Source organism: Paenibacillus sp. FSL F4-0236 (genome assembly GCF_038000135.1).
Taxonomy (GTDB): domain Bacteria; phylum Bacillota; class Bacilli; order Paenibacillales; family Paenibacillaceae; genus Paenibacillus_AQ.
Map to the genome: position 1 here is coordinate 6639235 of NZ_JBBOBK010000001.1, position 26888 is coordinate 6666122.

At 44.1% G+C, this 26888-nt stretch carries 19 protein-coding genes; 17 read left to right on the forward strand and 2 right to left on the reverse strand.

The genetic code is table 11. The annotated features are described in order from the left end of the window. Positions 1-24 precede the first annotated feature (24 nt). The 14 genes from hpf to NSQ29_RS29645 all read left to right on the forward strand — a co-directional run bounded on the left by hpf (position 25) and on the right by NSQ29_RS29645 (position 18121). Complete coding sequence (gene hpf, locus NSQ29_RS29580) at positions 25-573, forward strand: ribosome hibernation-promoting factor, HPF/YfiA family (protein ID WP_042131328.1); 549 nt, start codon at positions 25-27, stop codon at positions 571-573. Between the two features lie 279 nt (positions 574-852). Next, on the forward strand, positions 853-3360 hold the full coding sequence (gene secA, locus NSQ29_RS29585) for a preprotein translocase subunit SecA (protein ID WP_076297896.1): 2508 nt from the start codon (positions 853-855) through the stop codon (positions 3358-3360). Between the two features lie 367 nt (positions 3361-3727). Next, a protein-coding gene (prfB, locus tag NSQ29_RS29590; protein ID WP_341126671.1) for a peptide chain release factor 2 occupies positions 3728-4841 on the forward strand; the annotation gives its coding sequence in 2 pieces (ribosomal slippage) (positions 3728-3799 and positions 3801-4841; 1113 coding nt in all). A 151-nt stretch (positions 4842-4992) separates the two neighbouring features. Continuing rightward, positions 4993-5877 carry a YitT family protein gene (locus NSQ29_RS29595; protein ID WP_042131326.1) on the forward strand — a complete coding sequence of 295 codons (885 nt, stop codon included), beginning with the start codon at positions 4993-4995 and terminating at the stop codon, positions 5875-5877. A gap of 175 nt (positions 5878-6052) precedes the next feature. Beyond that, positions 6053-7108, forward strand: coding sequence for an N-acetyl-gamma-glutamyl-phosphate reductase (gene argC, locus NSQ29_RS29600; RefSeq protein WP_076285680.1), 1056 nt, complete (start codon positions 6053-6055; stop codon positions 7106-7108). Between the two features lie 20 nt (positions 7109-7128). After that, positions 7129-8361, forward strand: coding sequence for a bifunctional ornithine acetyltransferase/N-acetylglutamate synthase (argJ, locus tag NSQ29_RS29605; protein WP_341126672.1), 1233 nt, complete (start codon positions 7129-7131; stop codon positions 8359-8361). Positions 8362-8402: 41 nt separating this feature from the next. Continuing rightward, on the forward strand, positions 8403-9233 hold the full coding sequence (argB, locus tag NSQ29_RS29610; protein WP_076297893.1) for an acetylglutamate kinase: 831 nt from the start codon (positions 8403-8405) through the stop codon (positions 9231-9233). A 70-nt stretch (positions 9234-9303) separates the two neighbouring features. After that, on the forward strand, positions 9304-10590 hold the full coding sequence (locus NSQ29_RS29615) for an acetylornithine transaminase (RefSeq protein WP_341126673.1): 1287 nt from the start codon (positions 9304-9306) through the stop codon (positions 10588-10590). Further along, complete coding sequence (argF, locus tag NSQ29_RS29620; protein WP_341126674.1) at positions 10587-11555, forward strand: ornithine carbamoyltransferase; 969 nt, start codon at positions 10587-10589, stop codon at positions 11553-11555. Before NSQ29_RS29615 ends, argF begins: the two co-directional genes overlap by 4 nt. A gap of 292 nt (positions 11556-11847) precedes the next feature. Then, positions 11848-13083, forward strand: coding sequence for an argininosuccinate synthase (locus NSQ29_RS29625; RefSeq protein ID WP_341126675.1), 1236 nt, complete (start codon positions 11848-11850; stop codon positions 13081-13083). A gap of 93 nt (positions 13084-13176) precedes the next feature. Continuing rightward, positions 13177-14592 (forward strand): argininosuccinate lyase, encoded by a 1416-nt coding sequence (gene argH / locus NSQ29_RS29630; RefSeq protein ID WP_341126676.1) that lies wholly within the window; start codon positions 13177-13179, stop codon positions 14590-14592. Between the two features lie 145 nt (positions 14593-14737). Further along, positions 14738-15937 carry a phosphoenolpyruvate hydrolase family protein gene (locus NSQ29_RS29635; RefSeq protein WP_341126677.1) on the forward strand — a complete coding sequence of 400 codons (1200 nt, stop codon included), beginning with the start codon at positions 14738-14740 and terminating at the stop codon, positions 15935-15937. Positions 15938-16036: 99 nt separating this feature from the next. Then, positions 16037-17245 (forward strand): Tm-1-like ATP-binding domain-containing protein, encoded by a 1209-nt coding sequence (locus tag NSQ29_RS29640; protein ID WP_341126678.1) that lies wholly within the window; start codon positions 16037-16039, stop codon positions 17243-17245. 39 nt (positions 17246-17284) lie between these two features. Then, positions 17285-18121 (forward strand): phosphoenolpyruvate hydrolase family protein, encoded by an 837-nt coding sequence (locus NSQ29_RS29645; protein ID WP_341126679.1) that lies wholly within the window; start codon positions 17285-17287, stop codon positions 18119-18121. Positions 18122-18303: 182 nt separating this feature from the next. Here the strand turns inward: NSQ29_RS29645 and NSQ29_RS29650 are convergent, their stop codons facing one another. After that, positions 18304-19092, reverse strand: a complete 789-nt coding sequence (locus NSQ29_RS29650) for an alpha/beta hydrolase (RefSeq protein ID WP_341126836.1) — start codon at positions 19090-19092, stop codon at positions 18304-18306. A 187-nt stretch (positions 19093-19279) separates the two neighbouring features. Here NSQ29_RS29650 and NSQ29_RS29655 point away from each other — a divergent pair, with 187 nt between their 5' ends. From NSQ29_RS29655 to NSQ29_RS29665, 3 genes are read left to right on the forward strand one after another with little or no spacing between them, the layout of a single operon-like run. Further along, on the forward strand, positions 19280-19831 hold the full coding sequence (locus NSQ29_RS29655) for a type IV pilus modification PilV family protein (RefSeq protein WP_341126680.1): 552 nt from the start codon (positions 19280-19282) through the stop codon (positions 19829-19831). Further along, positions 19815-20351 carry a PilW family protein gene (locus NSQ29_RS29660; protein ID WP_341126681.1) on the forward strand — a complete coding sequence of 179 codons (537 nt, stop codon included), beginning with the start codon at positions 19815-19817 and terminating at the stop codon, positions 20349-20351. The genes NSQ29_RS29655 and NSQ29_RS29660 overlap by 17 nt, the downstream gene beginning before the upstream one ends. Positions 20352-20365: 14 nt before the next feature. Continuing rightward, positions 20366-22168 carry a hypothetical protein gene (locus tag NSQ29_RS29665; protein WP_341126682.1) on the forward strand — a complete coding sequence of 601 codons (1803 nt, stop codon included), beginning with the start codon at positions 20366-20368 and terminating at the stop codon, positions 22166-22168. A gap of 86 nt (positions 22169-22254) precedes the next feature. Here the strand turns inward: NSQ29_RS29665 and NSQ29_RS29670 are convergent, their stop codons facing one another. Further along, on the reverse strand, positions 22255-26835 hold the full coding sequence (locus NSQ29_RS29670) for a DUF5057 domain-containing protein (protein ID WP_341126683.1): 4581 nt from the start codon (positions 26833-26835) through the stop codon (positions 22255-22257). Between the last annotated feature and the right edge of the window lie 53 nt (positions 26836-26888).

The window sequence follows — 26888 nt, forward strand, 5'->3', positions numbered from 1 at the left end:
GGAGTAACTAAAGGAGGAGTGGCCATGCAATTCACCATTCGAGGTCAACAAATTGACGTGACCGACGCTTTGAGAGAGTATGTTGATAAGAAGCTCAGCAAACTTGAGAAGTATTTCGAAGCACCCCCTACCTCTGAAGGGTCTGTGACGCTTGGCGTAGTTCGCGGCCTTCATACGGTGGAAGTAACCATTCCGCTTGCTGGCGTGACGCTTCGTGCGGAAGATCGCAGCGATGACATGTATGCTTCCATAGATGCCGTTGTGGACAAGCTGGAACGTCAAATTCGCAAACACAAAACGAAGATCAATCGTAAGTTCCGTCAAGAGGGACTGAAGACGCTGTTTGTGGATGGAGCTAGTACCGCTGTTGCTGTAGAAGAACAAGATTATGATGATTTAGAAGTTGTGCGGAACAAACGCTTTACAATGAAGCCGATGGATGTGGAAGAAGCAATTCTTCAAATGAACATGGTAGGACATAATTTCTTTGTGTTTTCCAATATCGACACCTCGGAAGTAAGCGTAGTTTACAAACGTGATGATGGTAAATATGGACTGATTGAACAGGGCTAAGATACAATGATGCCAGTTATGCTCTAAGTATAAAGGGCCTCGAGAGTTAGTCAGAACCTAAGAAATTTAAACCGAGCCCCTATTCGCTTGCAGCGAATAGGGCTCTTGTGCGTATAAGCGACTATATTTGAAAAATGTGGCTGATACACCTTGTATTGCGGCATCTCTTACAAACTGTTACAATTTATGAAGCAGCGGAATCGAATTTATAAATGGCCCTTTCAATTTTGTGAGGATGGGCTCGGTTCCACCATCTGTGTTGCATGAAAGGGGTTAACCATGCTAGGACTTGTAAAGAAAATATTCGGAGACACCAACGATCGTGACGTTAAACGTCTCATGAAGACAGTCGATGTAATTAATGGATTGGAACCGGAATTTGTAAAGCTATCTGATGAACAGTTACAAGCTAAGACAGCAGAATTCCGTGCCCGTATTGAGAAAGGCGAAACTTTGGAAGAAATTCTTCCTGAGGCATTTGCAACCGTACGTGAAGCTTCCAAGCGGACACTTGGTATGCGGCATTTTGATGTGCAGTTAATTGGTGGTATGGCTCTGCATGAAGGCCGAATCTCCGAGATGAAGACTGGTGAAGGTAAGACACTAGTAGGTACATTGCCAGTGTATTTGAATGCTTTGCTAGGTAAAGGCGTACACGTAGTAACGGTCAATGACTATTTGGCTCAGCGCGACAGCGCACAAATGGCACAAATCTATAACTTCCTGGGCATGACGGTTGGGGTTAACCTGAGCGGTATGGACCATGCTGATAAACAAGCTGCTTATGCCTGCGATATTACGTATGGCACAAACAACGAATTTGGTTTTGATTATTTGCGTGACAACATGGTGCTTTATAAAGAGCAAATGGTTCAGCGCCCTCTGTATTTCTGTATTATTGATGAAGTGGACTCTATTCTTATTGATGAAGCACGTACACCTCTTATTATTTCCGGACAAGCTGAGAAGTCTACAGAATTGTATTTTTCAGCAGACCGTTTCGTGAAAAAGCTTAAGGCTGAAGAAGACTACACAGTTGATATTAAGGTGAAGTCTGTAGCCTTGACTGAAAAAGGTGTGGCTACTGCTGAGCGCGCTTTTGGTATTGAGAACTTGTATGATCACAGTCATGTAACTTTGAATCACCATATCGTCCAAGCCCTAAAAGCAAATGTAATTATGCGTCGTGACGTAGATTACGTTGTAAACGAGGGTGAGGTCGTTATTGTTGATGAATTTACAGGACGTCTAATGTCAGGACGTCGCTATAGCGATGGGCTGCACCAAGCGATTGAAGCGAAGGAAGAAATCGAAGTACAAAATGAGAGTATGACTCTTGCAACAATCACATTCCAGAACTACTTCCGTATGTATCGTAAACTCGGTGGTATGACAGGTACAGCGAAGACTGAGGAAGAGGAGTTCAAGAAGATTTATGGTCTTGAAGTTCTTCAAGTTCCTACGAACAAACCAAATCAACGTGTAGATATGCCAGATGTGGTCTACAAGAGCGAGAATGGTAAGTTCAAGGCTGTCGTGGAAGAAATCGTAGAACGTCACAAAAAGAACCAGCCTGTACTGGTTGGTACAGTGTCGATCGAGAATTCAGAGCTCGTTTCTGAAATGCTGAAGCGTAAAGGTGTTAGACACCAAGTGCTTAACGCGAAGCATCACGCTGCGGAAGCAGAAATCATTACCCATGCAGGTCAGCCAGGTACAGTTACGATTGCTACCAACATGGCTGGACGTGGTACGGACATCGTTCTTGGTGAAGGTGTGACAGATCTTGGAGGTCTGCATATCATTGGTACAGAGCGTCATGAATCGCGCCGGATTGATAACCAGCTGCGCGGTCGTGCGGGTCGTCAAGGTGACCCTGGTTCTACACAATTCTACTTGTCGCTTGGCGATGAGCTCATGAAGCGTTTTGGTGCTGACAACGTTCTGACTATGATGGATCGTCTCGGATTCGAGGAAGATCAGCCGATTGAGAGCCGTATGATCACGCGTGCTGTAGAATCTGCTCAGAAACGTGTTGAAGGCAATAACTTTGATATCCGTAAAGTCGTATTGCAATATGATGACGTGATGAATCAACAGCGTGAAATTATTTATAAACAACGCCGTGAGATTCTGGAGTCCGATAATATTAAAGATATCGTGCTTGAAATGATCAAGCCTGTAATTGAGCGTATCGTTCTAGCACACTGTAGCGATGATATTCCTGAGAACTGGGAACTGCAAGAAGTTGCTGATTACGTAAACAGCAAGCTGCTTGAAGAAGGTGCTTTGACCCGTGATATTCTATGGGGTAAGGAAGCTGAGGAGATCATCGAGTTTATTTTCGAACGTGTGCTTGAGAAATATGCTGCACGTGAAGAACGTCTGGGTTCAGAACTCGTACGTGAATTCGAGAAGGTAATCGTGCTTCGTTCCGTAGATAGCAAATGGATGGATCATATTGATGCAATGGATCAATTGCGTCAAGGGATTCACTTGCGTGCTTACGGTGGTACGGATCCACTTCGCGAATATCAATTCGAAGGCTTTGAGATGTTTAATACTATGACTGCTACGATTCAAGAAGAAGTAGCTACTTATATTATGAAGGCTCACATCGAGGCGAATCAGGAACGTCAATCCGTTATTGATGAAGACAAGATCTCTACAAACAGCGAACCTGTTGAGAAACGTCCGGTTCATGTTGAGGCTGTGACTGGCCGTAATGATCTTTGCCCTTGCGGAAGCGGCAAGAAGTACAAGAATTGCCACGGTCAAAACGCATAAGACAAACGTTTAGTATCGCTCATATTCAGGTGTTGAAGATGTAAGTCTTTAACCCTGATCTCTATGGGTATACTAACCATAAAGAGCGGCTGGGCCCGGGGGTATCCCCCGTTTACGGCCCAGTCGCTTTTTTGGATCTTTAGCACTTGAGTGAATTTGGAATGGAGAGAAGGTTTGGAACTGTAGAAACGGAGTGTTCGCCTTTGTTTCGAGATTCCAACCGCGATGCGGTTATCTATTCAAGGAATCTGGAAACAACAGCGATCGGAAGTCTAATCCTTCTCGGAATGGCTGAACATTCACTCATTCACTAACTATCCAATAGAGCGAAGACCGTAACAACCCATTTTGAAAGGTGAAGTGACCTATGATAGAACCAAATGTAAAGCAGGATCTGCGTGAAATAGGCAAGAAACTAACTGACCTTAGGGGGTCTCTTTGACTTAGATCTTAAGCAAGAGATGATTTCTAACTTTGAAGAGAAAATGGCGGCTCCAGGATTCTGGGATAATAGTGAGCAAGCGCAGAGTGTAATCGCTGAGATGAACGCTGTGAAATCTTCCGTAGATCAATACGAGAAGCTTCAACAGGAATACGATGATGCTGCGATGATGGCAGAGCTTGCGGATGAAGAAGGCGATGCAGATCTGGCGGCAGAGATCGGGGATACAATCAGCAGTTTAGGGAGCAAAGTTGATGAATTCGAGCTGCAATTGCTGCTTAACCAACCATACGACAAGTTAAATGCTATTCTTGAGCTTCATCCGGGTGCAGGCGGAACAGAATCCCAAGACTGGGGACAGATGTTGCTGCGTATGTACACACGTTGGGCTGAGAAACGTGGATTTAAGGTTGAAGTGCTTGATTATTTACCGGGTGATGAAGCAGGGATTAAGAGTGTCACACTGCTCATCAAGGGTTTCAACGTCTACGGATATTTGAAAGCCGAAAAGGGTGTACACCGACTGGTGCGGATATCCCCGTTTGACTCTTCTGGCAGACGGCACACCTCTTTTGTGTCCTGTGATGTCGTTCCGGAAATTACGGATGATGTTGAAGTTGAGATCCGCACCGAGGATCTTAAGATCGATACGTATCGCGCGAGTGGTGCCGGTGGACAGCATATCAATACCACGGACTCTGCTGTACGGATTACTCACTTGCCGTCGGGCGTAGTGGTAACCTGCCAGAACGAACGTTCACAGATCAAGAACCGGGAACAAGCCATGAAAATGCTGCGTTCCAAGCTCTATGAACGCAAGCTGCAAGAGCAGCAGCAGCAATTGGATGAGATTCGCGGCGAGCAATCCGAAATCGCTTGGGGCAGTCAGATTCGTTCCTATGTATTCCATCCGTATAACATGGTCAAGGATCATCGTACTTCCGTGGAAACGGGTAATGTGGGTGCAGTAATGGACGGAGACCTGGACGCATTCATTGATGGGTACTTGCGTAGCCAGATCAAGGTTGAGGCGGATTAAGGGATTTTTTCGGGAATATAGGAAAGTATAAGGTTACTCCATACTTTATCTTTATATTTTTTTAGGGGAAACGGATACCATTCTTTGATATGGATGGAATAGCCGTTTCTTCTTACGTAGAGCAAGATGACACTTTAAGGAGCGCCATGAAATGCAAAAAATCAATTCTCGTAATAAACCCCCGCTGATTCCGCTGAATGGACCCGTCCGTCATGTGGTGGATACAACGCTTATTCTGATCGGTTCGCTAATCACGGCACTGGGTTTTAATCTTTTTTTTCTGCCTAATCATATAGCTTCTGGTGGTGTATCGGGTCTTTCTGTATTGGCTGAAGCTTGGTTTGGGGCTGAACCGGCATTTACGCAATGGGCACTTAATATCCCGCTGTTTGTGCTCGGAGTAATCTTCCTGGGTAAACAATACGGCGTTCGCTCGTTGCTCGGGAGCTTTGTGTTGCCGCTATTTATCTTGTTGACAAAAGATTTACCTACACCTACAACCAATCCACTTTTAGCCTCCATTTATGGCGGTATCTGTGTGGGGGTGGGACTTGGCGTTGTGTTCCGCGGTCGGGGCTCGACAGGTGGACTTACAATTTTGGCGCAAATCATTCAAAAGATATCTGGTCTCAGCTTCTCGGTTTCCGTTGTGTTGCTGGACGGGACGGTTATTGTGCTGGCTGCATTTATACTCGGCATGGAGCAGGCGCTGTATGCGCTGATCGGATTGTTTGTTACAGGTAAGGCCATTAATGCAATAGAGGTTGGCTTCCGTTATACGAAGGTTGCTTATATTATCTCGGACAAGACAGATGAAATATCTGCGGCGATATTAAATGATCTGGATCGTGGTCTGACAAAGCTGGACGCACATGGCGGGTACACTGGCGATGCACGTACCGTTCTGATGGTAGTGGTAGGTCAGAATGAAGTATCAAGGCTAAAGGCGATTGTCCAATCCGTAGATACAAGTGCATTTGTTATTATTACCGAAGCACATGAAGTGTTAGGCGAAGGATTTAAAAGAGAAGCGTAATCTCTCCTACGGGGGAGGTGATGCTTCTCTTTTTTTCTAAATGAGGTTATATTTAGGATGAATAAAGTTCACATATTGTGTTGTATTTATATTAATAGGGATGTATAATAATACATATTTCTAAGACGGTATGCATTATATTAAATAATATATTCAGGATAAGCAGGAAGTGGGGATGACAGTGGAAGGCAAGCTGAGGGCGGCGATTGTTGGATCAACGGGTTATGGAGGCGTAGAGCTGATTCGGCTACTACAAAGTCATCCTAAAGTAGAGATTACTTCGGTAATTTCCTCATCTAGTGCAGGGGATGCGATAGAGGAAGGGTTTCCTCATTTGACGGGCATTATTGACCGAAGGTTGGATGGCGTTGATCCGGCGCAGATGGCTGAGCGGGCGGATGTGGTTTTTACGGCTACGCCGTCTGGTGTAAGTGCAAAGCTGGTGCCGCAGCTGCTGGAAGTTGGACTTAAGGTCGTAGATCTATCCGGTGATTTCCGATTGAAGGATGGCGCAGAGTATGAGCACTGGTACAAACATACAGCTCCTGCTGATGAGTACCTAGAACAAGCTGTGTACGGACTTTGCGAGGTGTTCGGAGAGCGTGTGGCCGGGGTTGATTTTATATCTAATCCTGGCTGTTATCCTACGGCTACACTTCTTGGACTAATTCCTGCGATTCAGGCAGGCTGGATTAAGCATGACAGTATTATTATTGATGCCAAATCCGGGGTTACCGGAGCAGGACGCGGAACGAGCCTGATGGTGCATTATGCAGAGATAAACGAGAACTTAAAAACTTATAAAATAAATAAACATCAACATATACCAGAAATCGAGCAGACACTCACGGAGATTGCTGGAGAAAAGGTAACCGTAACGTTCACCACACATCTCGTGCCTATGAGCAGAGGAATTATGAGTACGATGTATGCAGGAATGACGGGCAATTATACGGAGCAGGATTTTGTGAATTTATATCGTGAATATTATGCGGGCAGACCCTATGTGCGGGTGCGCGATGTAGGTGTGATTCCAGCGACAAAAGAAGTTAGTGGCTCTAATTATTGTGATATCGGATTTGCGACAGATGCTCGTACAGGGCGGGTGACCATAGTCTCCGTCATTGATAACGTTGTAAAAGGTGCGGCAGGTCAGGCAATACAGAACCTTAATTTGATGATGGGATGGGAGGAAACCCTTGGCCTCGGCTACACACCTGTGTATCCATAAGGATCAGCGGTACAAATAACATGAGCGAGATTGAATTATTTACTACCTTGGAAGGTGGAAGCATTACTTCACCTAAAGGATTTAAGTCCGGAGGACTGCACTGTGGATTGAAAAAAACAGACCGCAACGATCTCGGAGTGATTCTTTGTGAGGTTCCAGCTACGGCTGCTGCCGTGTATACGACAAATGTTTTTCAGGCGGCTCCTCTGAAGGTGACGCGTGAAAGTCTTGTGAACGGAACGTTGCAGGCGGTAGTCGTGAACAGCGGAAATGCTAATGCCTGCACAGGCGAACAAGGCGAGGCCGATGCTTATGAGATGCGCGCTGCGGCTGCTCAACATTTGGGTGTAGAGGTTAATGATGTTGCTGTCGCCTCGACTGGTGTGATCGGTGAGCTGCTGAAGATGGATTGCGTACGTAGCGGTATTGCTGCAATACCAGAAAAGCTGGACGGTGGGGCTGCTGGAGCGGAGGAATTCTGTCAGGCCATACTTACAACTGATTTAGTTAAAAAAGAGGTTGCCGTGAAGGTGCTTGTTGGCGGTGTAGAAGTTATTATTGCTGGAGCTGCGAAGGGCTCCGGGATGATTCATCCTAACATGGCTACGATGCTCGGTTTTATGACTACAGATGCTGATATTTCAGCGGAAGATTTACACAGTCTACTTCGTTCTGCTACGAACGTTACTTTTAATATGATTACAGTTGATGGAGATACAAGCACGAATGATATGCTAGTCTCGATGGCTAGTGGGCTTGCAGGTAATGAGAAGCTGACTCGACTGCATCCGGATTGGGACGCTTTTGCTGCTGGATTCACTTATGTGTGCCAGACGCTTGCCAAAGCGATTGCTCGAGATGGCGAAGGTGCGACCCACCTGATTGAGGTTCAAGTGAATGGTGCTGTTCATGACGAAGCTGCTGCAGCGATTGCCAAGACAGTTGTGGGTTCTAGTCTAGTGAAATCTGCTATTTTTGGAGCGGATGCGAACTGGGGAAGGATCATTGCTGCGGTTGGACGCGCGGGTGTACCAGTATCGCCGGAGCGTGTGAACATTTCGTTAGGTGATATCGAGGTGCTACTGCATTCGAAGCCGGTTGCTTTTGATGAGGAGAAGGCTTTGGCCTATTTGCAAAAAAGTGAAACTGTGCTGATCACTGTAGATTTGCATGATGGAACCGGAAAGGCTACAGCTTGGGGCTGTGACCTAACTTACGATTATGTGCGTATTAACGCTGCATACCGTACCTAATTTGTGGCGGCTTAAGCCCACAAGGGAAGGATACCGAACTTATGACGCTAAATAGCGAGCTTGAACTTATAGATGCATTAGATGGTAGTGGATTGTTTGTGATGAAATGCGGAGGTAGTACGCTGGCTGCTCTTCCTGATTCTTTTTTCGAAGATTTACGAGATTTGCAGCAGGAAGGCATTCAGCCTGTAATTGTTCATGGCGGAGGGCCAGCCATTTCAGAGAATCTAGCAAAGCTGGGCATTGAAAGCAGCTTCGTGAACGGTCTGCGAGTAACCACCGAGGCAGTACTAGATGTCGTAGAGATGACGCTGGCAGGGAGTATCAACAAGGCGATTGTAAGGCGAATTCAAGGAAGTGGCGGCCTAGCTCTAGGGCTATCCGGCATCGATGGAAATATGATTACTGCTAGACCCGTAGCTAATAGCGCTGAAGTAGGTTTGGTAGGAGAGGTAACGGAAGTGAAAGCTGAGATTGTAACTGGTATTGTTGGTATGGGATATATTCCTGTCATTGCACCTATCGGTGTAGATGCTGCAGGTCAGCGCTACAATATTAACGCAGATACAGCAGCAGGGGCAGTCGCTTCTTATGTAGAGTCTCCCCAAATGATCGTAGTTACAGATGTGCCTGGCATTATGAGTACGGTGGAGGGTCGAAAGGTTGTGCTTCCATCCGTTACCGTACAGGAAATCGAAGCTTTAATTGAAAGTGGAGAAATCTACGGCGGCATGATCCCAAAAGTACGGGCAGCTATCGATTGCATTCAAGGCAGCGTTTCAGAGGTTATTATTGTGGATGGAAAAGAACCGCGGGTGCTTAGCCGAGTACTACAAGGTGAAGCGATAGGCACACGTATTATTCGTTCGTAGAATCATAGATGAATATCAATTAGAGGTGCAGCCTGGTACACAGGAGCACAAGGTGGGAGAGTGACTTAGAATGAGCAAGCTTACACAAGCGGAATTGGATTCGCAAGCAGGGGCACAGCAGACCGATACAGTAGGATCAGGTACACCGGATGTTGCAGCAGGCAAGCTGAGCGCGGTATTCCCTTCTTACGCCAGATATGATCTTAGCTTAGTTAAAGGCAAGGGCACCTGGGTATGGGATGATAAGGGCAATAAGTATCTTGATTTCACAAGTGGATTGGCTGTGACCAGTCTAGGTCATGCTCCTGAAAAAGTCGGTGCTAAGCTGAAGGAACAGATCGATACCCTCTGGCATGTCTCGAACCTGTTCCATATTCCTGGACAGGACAAAGTTGCAAACCTTTTGACAGAGAATAGCTGCGCTGATCAAGTGTTTTTCTGCAATAGTGGGGCAGAAGCGAATGAGGCTGCTATTAAGCTGGCTCGTCGTTACCACCAGAAGATTAAAGGTGAGGATCGTTATGAGGTTATCACATTTGAACAATCCTTCCATGGACGTACATTAGCCACACTGACAGCTACAGGTCAGCAAAAGGTAAAAGAAGGCTTCCTGCCGCTTCCAGCAGGCTTCAAGACTGTGCCCTTGCATGATCTCCCGGCGTTGGAAGCTGCTATTGGTGATCATACCGCTGCTATCATGCTGGAGATGGTGCTTGCAGAGGGTGGCGTGCTAGAGGTAGAACCAGAGTTCTTGAACGCTGTAGTAGCCTTGTGCAAGAAACACGGATTGCTTCTGATTGTAGATGAGGTACAGACAGGTATGGGACGTACAGGCAAGCTGTTCGCTCATCAGCATTATGGAATTGAACCAGATATTTTCACTTTGGCTAAAGGGATTGCTAGTGGGTTCCCAGCGGGCTTAATGCTTGGCAAAGGGTATTTGCGTGAAGCATTCTCACCTGGCAGCCATGCGTCCACCTTCGGGGGAACACCACTCGCAACAGCGGTTATGGCAGCGACAATTGAAACGATGCTGGAGGATGAGCTTCCACAACGCGCTGAAGAAATGGGTAAGTACCTGACAGGTCTTTTGAAAGAGAAGCTGGCGGATAGTTCTTTTGTGAAGGATATCCGTGGCAAAGGACTGTTGATCGGGATTGAATGTCAATCACCAGTGGGCGATATTGTTTTGGCTGGACAAAAGAAAGGCCTGTTGTTCGTGACAGCGGGTCCTAATGTCCTTCGCTTGCTGCCTAATCTATATGTAAGTAAAGAGGAGATCGACCAAGCGGTAGACATCGTCTCCGAACTCATTCATACTTATGCTATACAAGCAAACGGGGAGGTAAGCTCATGAGTCAGGGCGTACAGAGTAACAAGCACACCATTGCGCAGCAACTGAAAGGCCGTGATTTACTGGAGCTGAACGATTACAGCCCGGAGGAAATTACGTATCTGATTGATTCGGCGATTGAGCTGAAGAAGAAGCAGAAAAATGGCGAAGAATTTCAGCCGCTGAAGGGGAAAACGATTGGTCTTATTTTTGAAAAATCCTCTACTCGTACACGCGTGTCGTTTGAAGTTGGAATGTATCAGCTGGGAGGGCATGCCCTTTTCTTGAGCAAAAATGACATTCAGCTTGGACGCGGTGAAACGGTTGGCGATACAGCACAAGTAATGTCACGTTACCTCGACGGAATTATGATCCGTACCTTCGGCCATGACAAAGTAGAGGATCTGGCTCATTATGCTTCTATTCCAGTAATCAACGGTCTGAGCGACCTGGCACATCCTTGCCAAGTGCTGGCGGATTATCAAACCATTTATGAGCACAAAGGAAAGCTTAAAGGCCTGAAGCTGGCTTATATCGGCGATGGAAACAATATGGCACATTCCCTGATGATTGGTGGAGCCAAGCTGGGTGTGGACGTATCTATTGCCGGACCGGAAGGTTATGAGCCGGATGCAGCAGTTGTCGCAGAAGCTCGTGAGATCGCTAAAGAAACCGGAGCGAAGATTGTTGTTACTCACAGCCCACAAGAAGCTGTGCAAGACGCTGACGTCATCTATACCGATGTGTGGGCGAGCATGGGCTTCGAAGAGGAGCAAAAGGCGCGTGAAGCGGCATTCAAGGACTATCAGGTCAATGAGGAGCTTGTAAAAGGCGCGAAGAGCGATTATCTCTTCCTGCACTGCCTGCCAGCCCACCGTGAGGAAGAGGTCAGCACAGGCGTGATTGACGGCCCTAACTCGGTCATCTTTGATCAGGCTGAGAACCGTCTGCATGCGCAAAAGGCTTTAATGGCTGCCCTGATGAGTTAAGGAATTTAAATAATATAAAATATAAATCACTATATAAATTGAATTAATGTTGAGCGAAGTTAGGTTTTGGACGATGGAGTAATGGAGCGGAATTTTTGGAACTGTAGGAGCGTAGCGTTCGCCTTTATCATCAGATTTCATCCGCATAATGCGGTTTGAAATAAAAGAAATCTGATGATAACAGCGACCGGAAGTCCAAACATTCCGCGTAATTATGATTAATCGTTAAAGTGCTAGCGAGAGCACGGTTATTTTAATTTATGTAGCCCACACGAAAGGAAGTTGCCACACCATGGCTAAAGAAAAAATTGTACTCGCCTATTCCGGCGGACTAGATACATCCGTTATTTTGAAATGGCTTAAAGAAACTTATGATGCTGAGATCATCGCCTTCACAGCCGATATCGGCCAAAAAGAAGAGCTCGACGGTTTGGAGGAAAAAGCACTAGCAACCGGCGCTTCGAAAGTATACATCGACGACCTGCGCGATGAATTCGCTAGCGATTTCATCTACCCTATGTTCCAATCTGGCGCACTTTATGAAGGCCAGTACTTGCTCGGAACTAGTATTGCTCGTCCACTGATCGCTAAGCGCATGGTGGACATCGCCATCGCTGAAGGCGCAACGGCTATCGCACACGGTGCGACAGGTAAAGGGAATGACCAAGTGCGTTTCGAGCTTGGTGTAGCTGCATTAGCTCCGAACATCAAGGTGATTGCACCTTGGCGTCTGGAAGAGTTCCGCAATCAATTTCCAGGCCGTGCGGAAATGATCGCTTATGCGGAAGCTAATGATATTCCGGTACAAGCATCTGCGGCGAAGCCGTATTCGATGGACCGTAACCTGCTGCACATCAGCTATGAGAGCGGCGTATTGGAAGATCCTTGGTTCGATCCAAGCGCATCTGAGAACAAAGGAATGTTCCTACTGAGCAACGCTCCAGAGGATGCTCCGGATGAAGCGGAATATTTGGAACTCGATTTTGTTAAGGGAGACTGCGTAGCCCTGAATGGTGAGTCCTTAAACCCACTTCAAGTGATGGAGAAATTGAACGAGCTAGGCGGTAAACACGGTATCGGACGTGTGGATATGGTTGAGAACCGTTTTGTCGGCATGAAGAGCCGTGGTGTGTATGAGACTCCGGGTGGAACAATCCTGTTCGTCGCTCATCGCAAAATGGAGTCCATCACGATGGACCGTGAAGTGATGAACCTGCGTGACAGCCTGATCACTCGTTACAGCACTTTGGTGTATAACGGTTTCTGGTTCGCACCAGAGCGTATTGCACTGCAAGCTCTTGTAACACAGAGCCAGCAAAATGTAACAGGTACTGTTCGTCTTAAACTGTACAAAGGCAACATCATCGGCGCTGGAGTGAAGAGCCCAGTCAGCCTGTACAACCCTGAAATTGCAACGATGGAAGCTGATCCTACACAAGCTTATGATCAAGGGGATGCAACTGGTTTTATCCACTTGAACGCATTGCGCCTTAAAGTTTCTACAGGTGTAAATGGAGCTTCGAAATAGAAGGATAACATAAACTTAAACGGGCATTCCGAAGGCCGTTCCTCCCGTCAGGATAGGAGCGGCCCTCTGGCGTCCAAGAGGAGGAAACTACAGGTGAGCAAGCTTTGGGGCGGACGGTTTACTAAAGGAACAAACAAGCTGGTGGAGGAATATACGGCTTCCATTGGATTTGATAAGGCTTTGGCCAAAGAGGATGTGCAAGGCAGTCTGGCACATGTCACGATGCTGGGCAAATGCGGAATCCTTCCACAAGAAGACGTGGAAACAATCAAACAAGGTCTGAACAAAGTGCTGGACAAGGTTAATGCTGGAGAGGTTGTTTTCTCCGTAGCGGATGAAGACATCCATATGAATATTGAAAAACATCTGATCGAGGAAATCGGTCCAGTTGGTGGTAAGCTGCACACAGGACGTAGCCGTAACGATCAAGTGGCGACGGACATGCACCTTTACTTACGTGGCCGTGTAGTTGAGCTAGTTAGTTTGCTGCATGAGCTGCAGGAAGCTTTGATCGAGCAAGCAAAAGACAATGTGGAGACCATTATCCCTGGTTATACGCATTTGCAACGGGCACAGCCGATCCTGTTTGCTCATCACTTGCTGGCTTACGTATCGATGTTCCGCCGCGATGCAGAACGTCTGACGGACAGCTACAAACGGATCAACGTGCTGCCACTCGGAGCAGGAGCGCTTGCGGGAACGACCTTCCCGATTGACCGTCATTTTGTAGCGGAACAACTGGGTTTTGACAGTGTGTATGAGAACAGTCTGGATGCTGTCAGCGACCGCGATTTCATCGTGGAGTTTTTGGCGAATGCCTCCCTTATCATGACACATCTATCCAGACTCAGTGAGGAACTGGTGCTGTGGAGCAGCACAGAGTTCAGCTTTGTAGAACTGGATGATGCTTTCTGCACAGGCAGCAGCATTATGCCGCAGAAGAAGAACCCTGACGTACCAGAACTGGTACGGGGCAAAACAGGCCGCGTTTACGGCAATCTGATTGGCTTGCTGACCGTACTGAAATCTCTGCCACTCGCGTACAACAAGGATATGCAGGAAGACAAAGAAGGCATGTTCGATACTGTTACTACACTGACTGGTGCACTGCAATTGTTCGCGCCGATGATCTCCACCATGAAGGTGAACAAGGGACGTATGCGTGAAGCCGTGAACACGGACTTCTCGAATGCAACGGATATCGCCGACTTCTTGGTAGGCAAAGGTCTTCCTTTCCGCCAAGCGCATGAAGTAATCGGAAAAACAGTGCTCTACTGCATCAACGAAGGCAAGTTCCTGCTGGATTTGACGCTGGAAGAGTTCAAGCAATTCTCACCGCTCTTCGACGAGAATATCTATGCTGTTCTTCAACCGGAAGCTGTAGTTAACGCTCGTAACGTTTATGGCGGCACAGCCACGATTCAGGTGAAGGCTGCAATCGAACGCGCGGAGCAGGCACTGCACGAAGCTAATGAATGGGTTGTAAAACACGGTGACGCTATATTGTAAACCGTATCAATACCAAATCTCGCCTCAGACTTTTATAGGTCGCAGGCGGGATTTTTTTATCTAAATGGGCTCTACTTATAACATAACTGGATTCACAGTGTTCTTTACGGTTATCCTTAGATTAGGGATAGGAGGGTGCGTAAGTATGAGTAGAGAGCAAATCCTAGACGAGCTTAGATCACAATTAGAACTGGGGAATCATATTATTGGAGTAGCCACAGGTGCGGGAATAACGGCAAAGTATGCGAAGCAGGGTGGAGCTGACTTCCTTCTGATGTTAAACTCGGGTAAATTCCGCCAGATGGGGAGGAGCTCTCTCGCTGGGATTTTGCCTTTTTGTAATAGCAATGATATGGTGATGGACTTTGCATCTAGAGAGATCATCCCTTTGGTAAGAGATATTCCTATTATTTTTGGCCTCAATGCAACCGATCCGACAAAAGATATGGAGACCTATATCAGTGAAATAAAGAATAAGGGATTTTCCGGAATTAATAACTACCCCACGGTTGGATTAATAGATGGTCAATTTGGAGAAGCGCTCGCAGAAGAAGGGAATGGTTATCTACTCGAAGTAGAAGCTATAAGAATAGCTCACGAAAAAGATTTGTTTACCATAGCCTTTGTATTTGACGAAATTCAAGCTGCTCAGATGATCGAGGCTGGAGCGGATATTATTTGTGCACATTTAGGCTTAACCGAAGGGGGATTATTAGGAGCCAAAAAAGTATTCTCTCTGGAAGCTGCCAAGGCTAAGGCGGACAAAATTTTTAATACATGCAATGAGCTAAAGCCAGATTTAATTAAATTGGTGTATGGTGGTCCGGTGAAAACGCCAATTGATGTGCAGTATATGTACAGTAATAATCAAAATTTGATGGGGTATATCGGGGGCTCTGCTTTTGAAAGAATTCCATCGGAGAAGTCCATTACGAATATAACCAAAGCTTTTAAAGTGTCGGGGACGCTGGATGAAGATGATTTTATGGTCAAAATGTTAGACGGCATCACAAAGCACTATGATTATGTTGAATTTGTAAAAGAATACGTAGCTCAAAATTATATGAATGAGATCTTGTTTGCAGATTTAGCTAAGGTGGCCCATGTATCCCGAAGTTACTTAAGTAGCTTGTTTACCAAAAAAGTAGGCTGCAGCTTTCAAACGTATCTCGTACAATTTCGGATGGATAAGGCAGCGGAAATATTACATAGAGACCCTATCCAGTTATCTGAGCTAGCACCATTAGTTGGGTACCAAGACTATGCGCAGTTTAGCAAAATGTTTAAGAAGTACAAAGGGTACTCTCCAAAACAATATAAATCTAACATAAACACAAAAACATAAGACATAAAAGCGTTTTCATTGATAAACCAAAGAAGTATGATTAACTCATAAGTTGATCATGCTTTTTTGTTGTAGATATTTGAAGAGGAGGTTGAAGAAATGAAGACGATTGCCATTGCCGGAACTTTTGACACCAAGGGTGAAGAATATCTCTACATTAAAAATTTGCTGGAAAGCTTGGAGCTAGGTACGTTTACGATTCATACGGGTGTGTTTGAGCCCACTTTTATACCTGATATCTCTAACAGAGAAGTAGCAGCAGCCGCGGGTGTAAGTATTGATGAGCTTGTTGCCAAGAAAGATAGAGCTTTAGCAACAGAATTATTAGCCAAAGGTATGGAAAAATTAGTACCTGAATTATATAAGCAAGGCAAATTTGATGGAATTATCTCCTTTGGAGGCACTGGAGGGACTTCACTTGTAACCCCTGGTATGCGGGCATTGCCTATTGGTGTACCAAAAGTGATGGTTTCGACCGTAGCTTCAGGGAATACTGCTCCATATGTAGGCACTAGTGATATTGTCATGATGCCATCCGTAGTGGATGTTGCTGGACTGAACTCCATTTCAACAAAGATTTTTACCAATGCGGCCTTCGCCATCGCCGGTATGCTTAAATTTGAGAATAAACAAGTAATAGAGAAAAAACCATTAGTAGCTACAACAATGTTTGGGGTAACAACCCCCTGTGTGACGGCAGCCCGTAACTATCTTGAGGCTAGAGGATATGAAGTGCTTGTATTCCATGCAACAGGTGTAGGTGGCCAGTCCATGGAAGCACTAATCGAGGCTGGTTTTATAGAAGGTGTATTGGATCTAACCACAACAGAATGGGCGGACGAAATTATTGGTGGTGTGCTAAATGCTGGACCTCATCGGTTAGAGGCTGCTGGTAAACATCATATTCCACAGGTAGTATCGGTAGGCGCGCTTGATATGTGTAACTTTGGCCCTTATGATACGGTACCCGAGAAGTTTGCTGGACATAAGTTCTATAAACACAACCCTACAGTTACTTTGATGAGAACAACAGTAGAAGAGAATGCAGCTATCGGCAAGAAGCTTGTCGAGAAATTAAATATGGCCAAAGAAAAAACGGTATTAATGTTGCCGCTTAAAGGGATATCCGGCATTGATGTTGCAGGGGAAGCTTTTTATGGCGTAGAAGAAGATCAGATGTTATTTGATACCTTGAGAAATGGTGTGAACAGAAATGTTGTCGAGGTTATCGAAATGGATTGTGCCATTAATGATGTGGAGTTTGCAGAAGCAGCAGCGCAGAAGCTGATAGATCTCATGAGAAAATAAGACTATCACGACATTTTAATAATGATGGAGGCGTTACACATGAACAAAAATACAAGAACTGAAATCATGGCGAAGTTTAAAGAAGAAGTAGCAAATGGAAAAATTCTTTTAGGTGTTGGGGCTGGCACAGGGATTACTGCAAAAAGCAGTGAAGCTGGCGGAGCGGATATGCTGATTGTTTATAATTCAGGAAGATACAGAATGGCAGGTCGTGGATCACTCGCGGGGTTATTATCTTATGGAGATGCCAACCAAATCGTAGTCGAAATGGGCTCGGAGGTATTACCTGTTGTGAAAAATACTCCCGTATTAGCAGGCGTATGTGGAACGGATCCTTTTAGAGTGATGGAGGTTTATTTAAAACAACTTAAGGAACAAGGTTTCAGTGGCGTGCAAAACTTCCCAACCGTTGGTTTGATCGATGGCGTATTCAGACAGAACCTGGAAGAGACAGGAATGGGATATGGTTTAGAAGTAGATATGATTAGAGCAGCACATGAATTGGATATGCTCACAACGCCTTATGTGTTTGATCCTGAACAAGCTAAAGCTATGGCAGAAGCAGGTGCAGATATTCTGGTGGCGCATATGGGCTTGACTACCAAAGGTACAATTGGAGCTAAGACCGCTCTTACTTTAGATGATTGTGTAGAAAGAATTGAAGCGATTATTAAAGCAGGGAAAGCTGTAAATCCAGATATTATGGTTATTTGTCATGGTGGACCGATTGCTGAGCCAGAGGATGCGGCGTATGTAATTGAACGGACAGAAGGTATAGACGGATTCTTCGGTGCATCCAGTATTGAGAGATTTGCTGCTGAAAAAGGGATCACAGAACAGACTGGATTATTTAAAAAAATCACCAAACAAGCATAAATGCCTTCGGCGTCCTTATAAGGACGGTAAGCAATTAAGCGAGAAATATAAGGATACAGTAGTGTGAAACGTATACTTTATCCTTATATTTTAAAAGAACCCTCCTAAGAGGGTAATCTGAGTAGAACAGATATTAAAGGTGTAGCTTATGGCTGCACCTTTTTGTTGTCTATTAGAAGAAGCTAGTTATTACTCAACGGTAGCCAAGCCAATATATCGCGGATTTTGGCATCCCAGTAGCCCCATTCATGGTTGCCAGGACCTTCATCGTAGGTGAAATCAAGGGAGGTTGCTCGGCATGCATCGCGGAATTTTAAGTTATCTGTGTACAGGAAATCTTCTGTGCCACAGCATTGATACAGCGCTGGTTTCGGTTCCGTGGAGCGGTTCACTTCCTCAAGCAGCCATAGAAGGTCTTCGGGCGTTCCGGCGATATCTTCTGTTCCGAAGATCATCTCGTATTCTTTGCTTTTGACGGTAGGATCTTCCGCGTTCATAAAATTATGCGCCATATCGAGTGCTCCTGACAGACTCGCTGCCGCTGCAAAAGACTCCGGTTTACGCAGTCCCAGCTTGATCGCCCCGTAACCACCCATCGATAGTCCAGCTACAAAGTTCTCCTCACGTTTATCTGACAATGGGAAAAACGAGCGCGCAAGCATTGGCAACTCTTCACTAATAAAGGTCCAATAACGGCCTCCAACCGCCATATCCGTGTAGAAACTGCGATGTACATTCGGCATAACTACAGCTATTCCCATCTCTGCTACATATCGTTCTATAGAAGTCCGGCGAAGCCAGATCGAATCATCGTCTGACAAACCGTGCAGCAAATACAGCGTAGGGTGAAGTTCGCCTCTAGTTACGTTGCTCATCCCGATTTGTGTGGTTGTTTTTTGCGGCAAAATTACAGTCATTGAGGTATTCAATCCTAGTACTTCCGAATAAAATTTACACTCTATTAAAGCCATTTCATCCATCCCCTCTCTCTCCAAATGATAGCACACAGAAAAAGTGAGAGATATTGTAGAAATATCTGAATTATAAGGATTTTGAGGATTGCTGTACCTAGATATGAGAGAATATAATGGAAGTAGAAAAATAAGGAAAAACGTGCAAATATGAAAGCATTCTCGTAGGCGGGAGGAAGAAAGTAGGATGAAATCAGGCCTAAAGCAGGAAAAAGGATTTACATTGATCGAAGTGCTGGCCGCTATTGTGATCTTATCGATAGTTTCACTGGTACTTACGTCTTACTTTACAAACGCCATGAGTTACTCTAAATCGAACCAGAACAAGACGATTATGGTCAATCTGGCGCGGAACGCGCTGTTTTATGTGGAGAAGCAGGATTTTGAGAAGATGAAGGAATACTTTAAATCAGAAGAGAACAATTCGCTGGAAGCATCCAAATGTCAAAAGGTTATCGATGCAGACGATTCTGTGAAATGTGAAGACTATAGACAACTCGTTGAAGATACTACCATCTTAAATCAGGTTTTAAACCCTTCAATCAATGGGGTAAACTATCGAATCGATATTGAGTACCAGCGTAAGTTACATAAAGAAAGTTTAAGTGATTTGGATAAAAAGGATATGGCAGCATATCTATTGCCGGTATTGGTAAAAGTCAGCAGAGTGGATTCTTCTAATGGACCTCAGACCCAATCTGTTGTGGAGGGATATATTACCGATGAGAAAATTCGTTAAGCTTCTCCACAGAGAAGGTGGCTTTTCATTAGTAGAGTTGATTGTAGCGTTATCATTATTTACGGTGGCTGCTGGAATTATTTCGGGGATCACGATGTTAGGCTTACGCAGCTATCATAAAATATCAATTGAAAACTCTCTACGGGATGAAGGTGATTTGTTGATGTCATCCATTATTACGGAGTTATATACATTTGCACCCGAGAAAGTTACCTCGGCGATCACCCAAAATGGCGAAGAGACGGATAGCTACATTACATTAGAACGGCAAGACGGTATGAAGTCGCGAATTCAGATTGCCAATGGAGTTCTTACGATAGCTAACCCCGATGTAATTAATCCTCCAGAGGACGCAAGAACTACAATTCATTCCAAGTTAGCAGAAGAATCCAAAATTATTTTAGAGTGTCAGAATACCGTTCCGTGTAAAAGTGGTCTGATTTCGATAGATTTATCTCTGGTACAGAGCTATGCGGGAAAAGATTACCCATTAGAATTAAAAAGTACATTCGGATTCTAGGAGGAGTAGAAGAGATGAGAAACCCTAATGAAAGAGGGTCGGCTCTGGTACTGGTTATGTTTGTTGCTCTTCTACTTACCATACTTGGACTAGCTGTACTTGGGGCAACGGTGGGTGGTGCACAGCGAACGGAGACAAGAGAGAATGATGTACAAAGCTTACACTTAGCGCAGAAAGGCTTGGATGAAACGGCTGCGTATATACAGACGAAGCTGGATGGTCGGAAGGATATTGATCCTGATCATATGGAAGATGAGATTAAAGATATTGTTAATGAGGTGAGCACCAAAATTGTTGGCGTCAGCAATGACGTAAGTACAGAGTTATCTGGAGCTGGCGGTACGATCAAAAGCATCACCTATGAGAAGCAGGATAAGCAAAAATACTATGTCAATATTGAAGCACAAGCCACAGTTAATGGCGTCATCAGACAGCTGAGACAAAAGATTGTCATAGATACCTATCCTGATTTTCTTAAATATGCTTTTGGATCGGAAAAAGTATTAACATTAAACGGAGCGCCTGGTCTCCATGGCAATATATATGCGGGTAAAGAGTTACACATCAGTGATACGGCCGTATATACATACATGGGAGTGAAAGATCTAAAAGAAAGGACTCAATATCCTAGAGTGGAATTATTGAAAGACCAAACTATAGCCACTTCTACCGAGCCTCAACCTGAAGTGCATGTGCAATCCCTTGAAAGTATCAAATATTCTGGAAATGGAGTTATTGATGCAGCTGTGAATAAGAATATTGCCTCAAGCATTCTTCCTACTATTTTGGGTATTCATGAAGAACAGGTGTTTATCAAACCGCAGAAAAAGTTCATTCAGATCAATGTGTTGGGATCCTTTCTTGATAAAGTGGAGGAAGCGACAGGGTTGACTGGGAAAAAGTCTGAACTTGAGCAAGCTATTAAGGATAATCAACTGGGGAATTATTTAAGCACAACAACATTAGATAGACTACCCGATGAGAATCCACCCTACACTGAGCCAGTACTTAAAGATAATCCAACAGAAGAAGAAAAGGATAATTACAAACTAGAGTACAGCGAATACTTAGAACAATTGAGAATGTATCAGAACTCCTTGTTGGATAAGGATTTGAATAATTCTACGATTTATAACGGTAATCTGCTTATCGATGGAATTGATTACAAACAGTTGAAGTTTAGTGATGAAGCTAAAACAGGTAATCCTTCCAACAAGCCCAAATGGCTTATTGTTAATGGTGATCTGGAGGTAAATAACTATAGCCCAGATATAACTAAATTTTTGGAGATTCAAGCTAATATTCTAGTTACAGGTAATGTTACTATTAAAGGTCAGGTGAAATTCAACTCTACTATGTTTGTTTTAGGGGAAACGAAAGTCGAGGACGCCGTGATCCAAGGCTTAAGTAGTAAGGAGTTAGTCCTTATATCTCAAGGAGATGTGCTCATTAATCGAATTGACACTTTTACGAATCCACCTAAGAAAAAGGATGAGCAGGATTCATTTTATATGAAAGCTTTTTTTTACACGGATAGTGATGCTAACTTGTACGGAGTGGGGTCAATCTTTTGGTTAAACGGAGGTTTTTTCGCTAAAGGGGATCTTACAGTAAACGCAGTACTAGGAGGCGTGACTGAGCCCTTAGATCCGGCACTCGGCTTTACTTTCGAAAATCAGGATACGGATCGATATAATTCGGGTCACCGTTTTAAGATCCAATATAATCAGGATGTTTTTACTCATCAGCAGTCTAGCCTCCCGCGTGTACAGCAGGTGAATGTAACCGTGGGGCCTCTGGAACTTGTAAGTCATTAAGACTAGTTGAAAAAAGGGTATCCTTAAGCGATTGCTTAGGGATACCCTTTTTTTGTTGGATGTTTCTTGTTGTTTAAATGTAAAGTTTAGTAACGATCGTCATTCTGAGGTGCCACAACCTTAACCGTAATATCTGCTTTTACTGTTGTACCTGTGCTTCCGGTATAAGTCACTGTGATGAGTGTGGATCCCTTTTTAACGCCTGTAACAGTTCCCCTGGTATTAATATTGGTTCCATTATTGACGCTGGCAATTGCAGAATTGTCGCTTACCCAACTCAAGTTATCTTTGATTTGATCTATTGAGATGGAGGTTGGGAATGCCCATAAAATATCGGTTAACTGGAAAGTATGGCCTACCTCTAAAGTAATGGACTGATCCCGGAATCTTAATCCAGTTAAATCAACGATATTAACCATGTGTGTTGAAGTGATTTTTTGGAATGAAACCTTAATCAGCAGTCCTTCTTTAGCGGTATTACCAGCCGTCAATTTAGCGGTTGACCCGTCACTAGAAGGCGTAAGTGTAGCCATCTTGTTATCCGTTGATTGCACGAAATCCCAGATTAGCGTTGATGGATCGGAATCAGCAGGATTCCTAATTGCTTGTAGATCAATTTGCCCCCCTACCATTACCGTTATTGGACCTTCAATCGACAGTGACTTTAGCGGGTTAGTGATTACAATTGTCTTATCTGCAGTGATTGGATTACGATTACTAGAATTTACAGTGAGTTTCACCAAGTAAGTTCCTGACTGTGTAGCACTGAATACCTTTTTGGTATCATCACTTGGGTAGTCTGGATTGGTATTAATGACAGCATTGCTTGCTCCAGAGGTGACATTGGTGACCGACCAGGTATAGGTAATATTGGCCTCTGGTCCTTGATTATTTAGGTTGCCTTGCACATAGATAGCACTTAAAGGAATAGAATCGTTAATTTCACCAGTCCCATCTCCATCAATCGTTAAGGATCGTGGAGTTCGCTCAGCTACCGTTATGGTTGCTGTAGCCTGTTTGCCGCTACCATCTAGTGCAGCCACATGAACAGTTGCTGTGCCTTTGGCGAGGCCTGTGATGTAACCACTGCTTGAATCCAACTGTACATAATTAGTATCGGTAGTTGTCCACAGAAACGCCAGATCAGGGATATCTGAAGGAATGACTGTCGGAATTAAACGCATTCCTTCTCCGACATAGATGGTCCTGCTTTCTAATTGTAGAGCCTTAATTTTATATTCGGCTGTAAAGGTTAAGGTCTCAAACGAAATCGTAGTACGCGATAAATTAGCTGATGAAGGATCTGTTGGTGTTGGGACAGGTAGCGGATAGATCTCCGCTGGTAGGTTACCGGTAAAAGGGAAATGGTATAAAGTGGCACTACTCATATTCATTGAAGCTCCAATGATTGTTCCATACACCTGACCTCCATCAAAGTTAATGTTAGATCGTGGTGCCAGAATGGTTCCGTATACGTCGGCTTGGGAAATCCGCAAAGGCTTGGTGCCTGAGAAATTGAATAGCACACGACTACCGTTATTTCCGAGAGGGAAATGAAGGAATGGTTGGTCTGTACCATCTTCTTTTACGTTGACAATTATCGTTGATCCTTGCGGAACTTTAAGCTCGGAGCTGTTAAGCGTATTTAATACTGAAGTGGAAATATTAACAATATTGATAGATGAGCTACCTGTTACCGTAAGTTTTCCATATTCATGAGTCGTTGAAGTATTGGAAGGCAGCTTAGCAATAGCATCAGAGAGTCCAAGGAGATAACTCTCATGCTTGTTGAAATTGAGAAGTTCACCGTATGTGATAGTACCATTTTGAATAGAACCAGGTCGTTGGTCTTTAACGGTGCCCTTAACCAATATGTTTCCGTAAACCGTACCTTCAGGAAGAGAAACATCTCCGCCCGTGACAATACCGTATGGAACTTTGTCTTTGAATTGTTCATTTACTGTAATACCAGCGTTGTTGAAGTTGACTGTGCCCCCGGAAGCTAATGGTCCCTTAATAGTTCCTCCACGAAGTGAGGTTGTCTGAAGGATAAATGCGTTGTATTCACCTGTGATTCCCAGAGGTGGTAATGTGGCATGGATATCGACATAACTAAGCTTGGAGTCATTTAAAGTATAGGTTTGGGTCTGAGTCGGTTTAACTGTGATTTGGAACGTTATAGGTTGCTCAGAGTCTGGTTTATAGATTTGGGCGCCGTTCACCGTTTTTAATGAATAGGTTATGTTATTTAGATTGCGTGTCAATCTAAACCCACTGGTTGCATTTCCAGTGACGATCGTACCGGCTGGTAGTTCTCCTGAAATCTCCAGGTTAGGTGGAAGATTCTCGTTGAATACAATATCCGATATTAATTGTGTGTTAGAGGTCTGGTTGACCGTGCCTACTTTATCAAAAGGTACAGATTTTGGGGTGATGGAATAACTAAGAGTGACCGGTTCTCCCTTTTCTACTTTACCATTCACAACATTCTGAGAGAGAGAGCGTGTTACACTCAAATTGGTGTTCGACGGCAGGACATTTACTCTGATAGTTTTACTTGAGAGAGCTCCATTTTGGTCCCATGCGTTAATTTCGATATCGAGTGCGCCCCCATTTGGAAGCGGATTTTTAACCGTTCTATATATACTTTGCCCTGATTTAATGCTCGTTTTACTCATTTCAATGTCGGTAAAATACGTGCTCCCATTTTTAAAGCGAATTTCAGTTGTCAGATCACGATCGTTAAAGTCCAGATCAGTGACTGTATAGTCGACAAGTATTGTGTTTTGATAAGAAGGAATCGATGAGCCATTAGTCGGTGTATGCACCGTAATCTCAGGAGCATGATTCGCACCAATAAAAGCGCGATACATAGTATTAACGAACAATTTTTGTTCCCAAACTGGGAAATTTCTTAGATTGGCGGGAATATCACTTACTCCAAAAAAATGACCTGTACCTGAGTAGGTAATATTGCCTTTGGAATATGTATAATATTGATTCCAACTATCCTCGGTATCACGTTGGTATTGATTATATTCACCATTTGGTTTTATCTTCGTACCTGAAGCTTCGCTTTGAATGTTATACCATGATACTACTTCGGGATCTTCCAGATTAAGCGTGAAGTACTGGTTATGTGTTGGTGCAATTTGTGGTGTGGAGATATCGATTTGCTGGTTGCTGTCGTCCCGCTTGCTTAGATAAAAAGGATATTGCATCAAAAGCCCGTCATTCACCGGCTTAACCTTGGTGGAAAGATTGATGGCATTATGGCCTAAGTTGGTCTCCGGATTCATCTGACCGGTAATCCCCATGAAATTATTGATCCAGTTCTTTTTATTTGCATCTAAATTAATGATGGTATCGTGAGTGAACAAGGCGCTTTGCTTGAAGGTACCAGTGAATTGTGTAATCGCGTTGGTTGCATTAGTGTTTAAGTTGGATTTCTTATAGTATTCGTCGACAAAACCAAAGATGAGCATGTCATAGGTGCCGTTTAATCCGTAGCTTTGTGTTGCAGCATATTTTTCATTCACATATGTGTTAAATTGGGTCATAGTTTTGACCGCTATATTAAGTTGATAATCGGTTGTATTCAGAAACAGAGGATCCATATTACTAGTGTTCAGGAGGCTGCTTTCCGTTAGAGTGTCAGGCATAACCTGAAGAATATTTACGATGGTCTTCTCTCCGCGATAACGAATTACCCCGCTGTCAAAATCCTTTAATTGCGATTTATGATAATCATTGATTTCTAGCTTCCAATAGAGTAAGCCGGAGTATGTTTTTGGCAAAGTGTATTCGATAGTTCCGCTGGATGTATTAAGCTCTGTTTCAGCAACGACCTGCTTTTCTCCCATTTTGATGGACTTATCAAGACCGATATATAGTTTGACTGAGAGCGGAGAGCTTTGTAAATTAGGTGCGTTAGTGATATTGAAATTAAAAGAAAGCTTCTCCCCAGGAACATGGATTTTGCTGTTAGTTGCATTAGGGTCATAGTTGGGAATTCTGTTCGTAATTTGAAGGCGGGGACGTTGCTTTAGATCATTTATGTACGTAGAGTTTTGTCTTTTTAAATCGGTAAAGATATTTGCGAGTCCAGCATCATCCACAAATTTAACTTTTGGGTTGGATGAGGAAAGACGGTAACTGTTAAAAGAGCTGTACAGTATACCTTGTTCTGCTTGTGGTTTTTTATCTTTGTCATTAAAGGGTTGGCTATGAAAGAAAACATATAATCCTTTATTAATAAATTCCTTCGTAATTTGATCTGCCTTCAGATGAGTGATATCGTTTTTCATATTTTTGGTGTCCAGTGCCTTAGCTCTATTTTCCTCCGAGGCTGGTTGCTGATTACTCACTTGTGCAGGATTGTAAGTCCCCTTCCCGATATAAATCGCATCATATCTTCCATCCAGATCATCCCGCAGCGCCACAAAGCGCTTCATACTCATTGTATCAATGGTAAGGCCAGATATTCCCGTTTTTAGAGACGCAAGCTCACTAACTCCATTCTCCGTAACCTCAAGCATACGAATCTGATAATCATTTGAACTGGCTTCGACATTCGTGAAGTGATTTTTGAGTGGCAGAACAAGCAGAAGGAGAAGCAAGATCGTTACTGTAAAAAGATAGATCCTTTTGTTACTGGCAAATTTCATGTTCATCTCTCCCTGATTGTTAACTATTGGTAGATATGGTCGAATTGTATGTT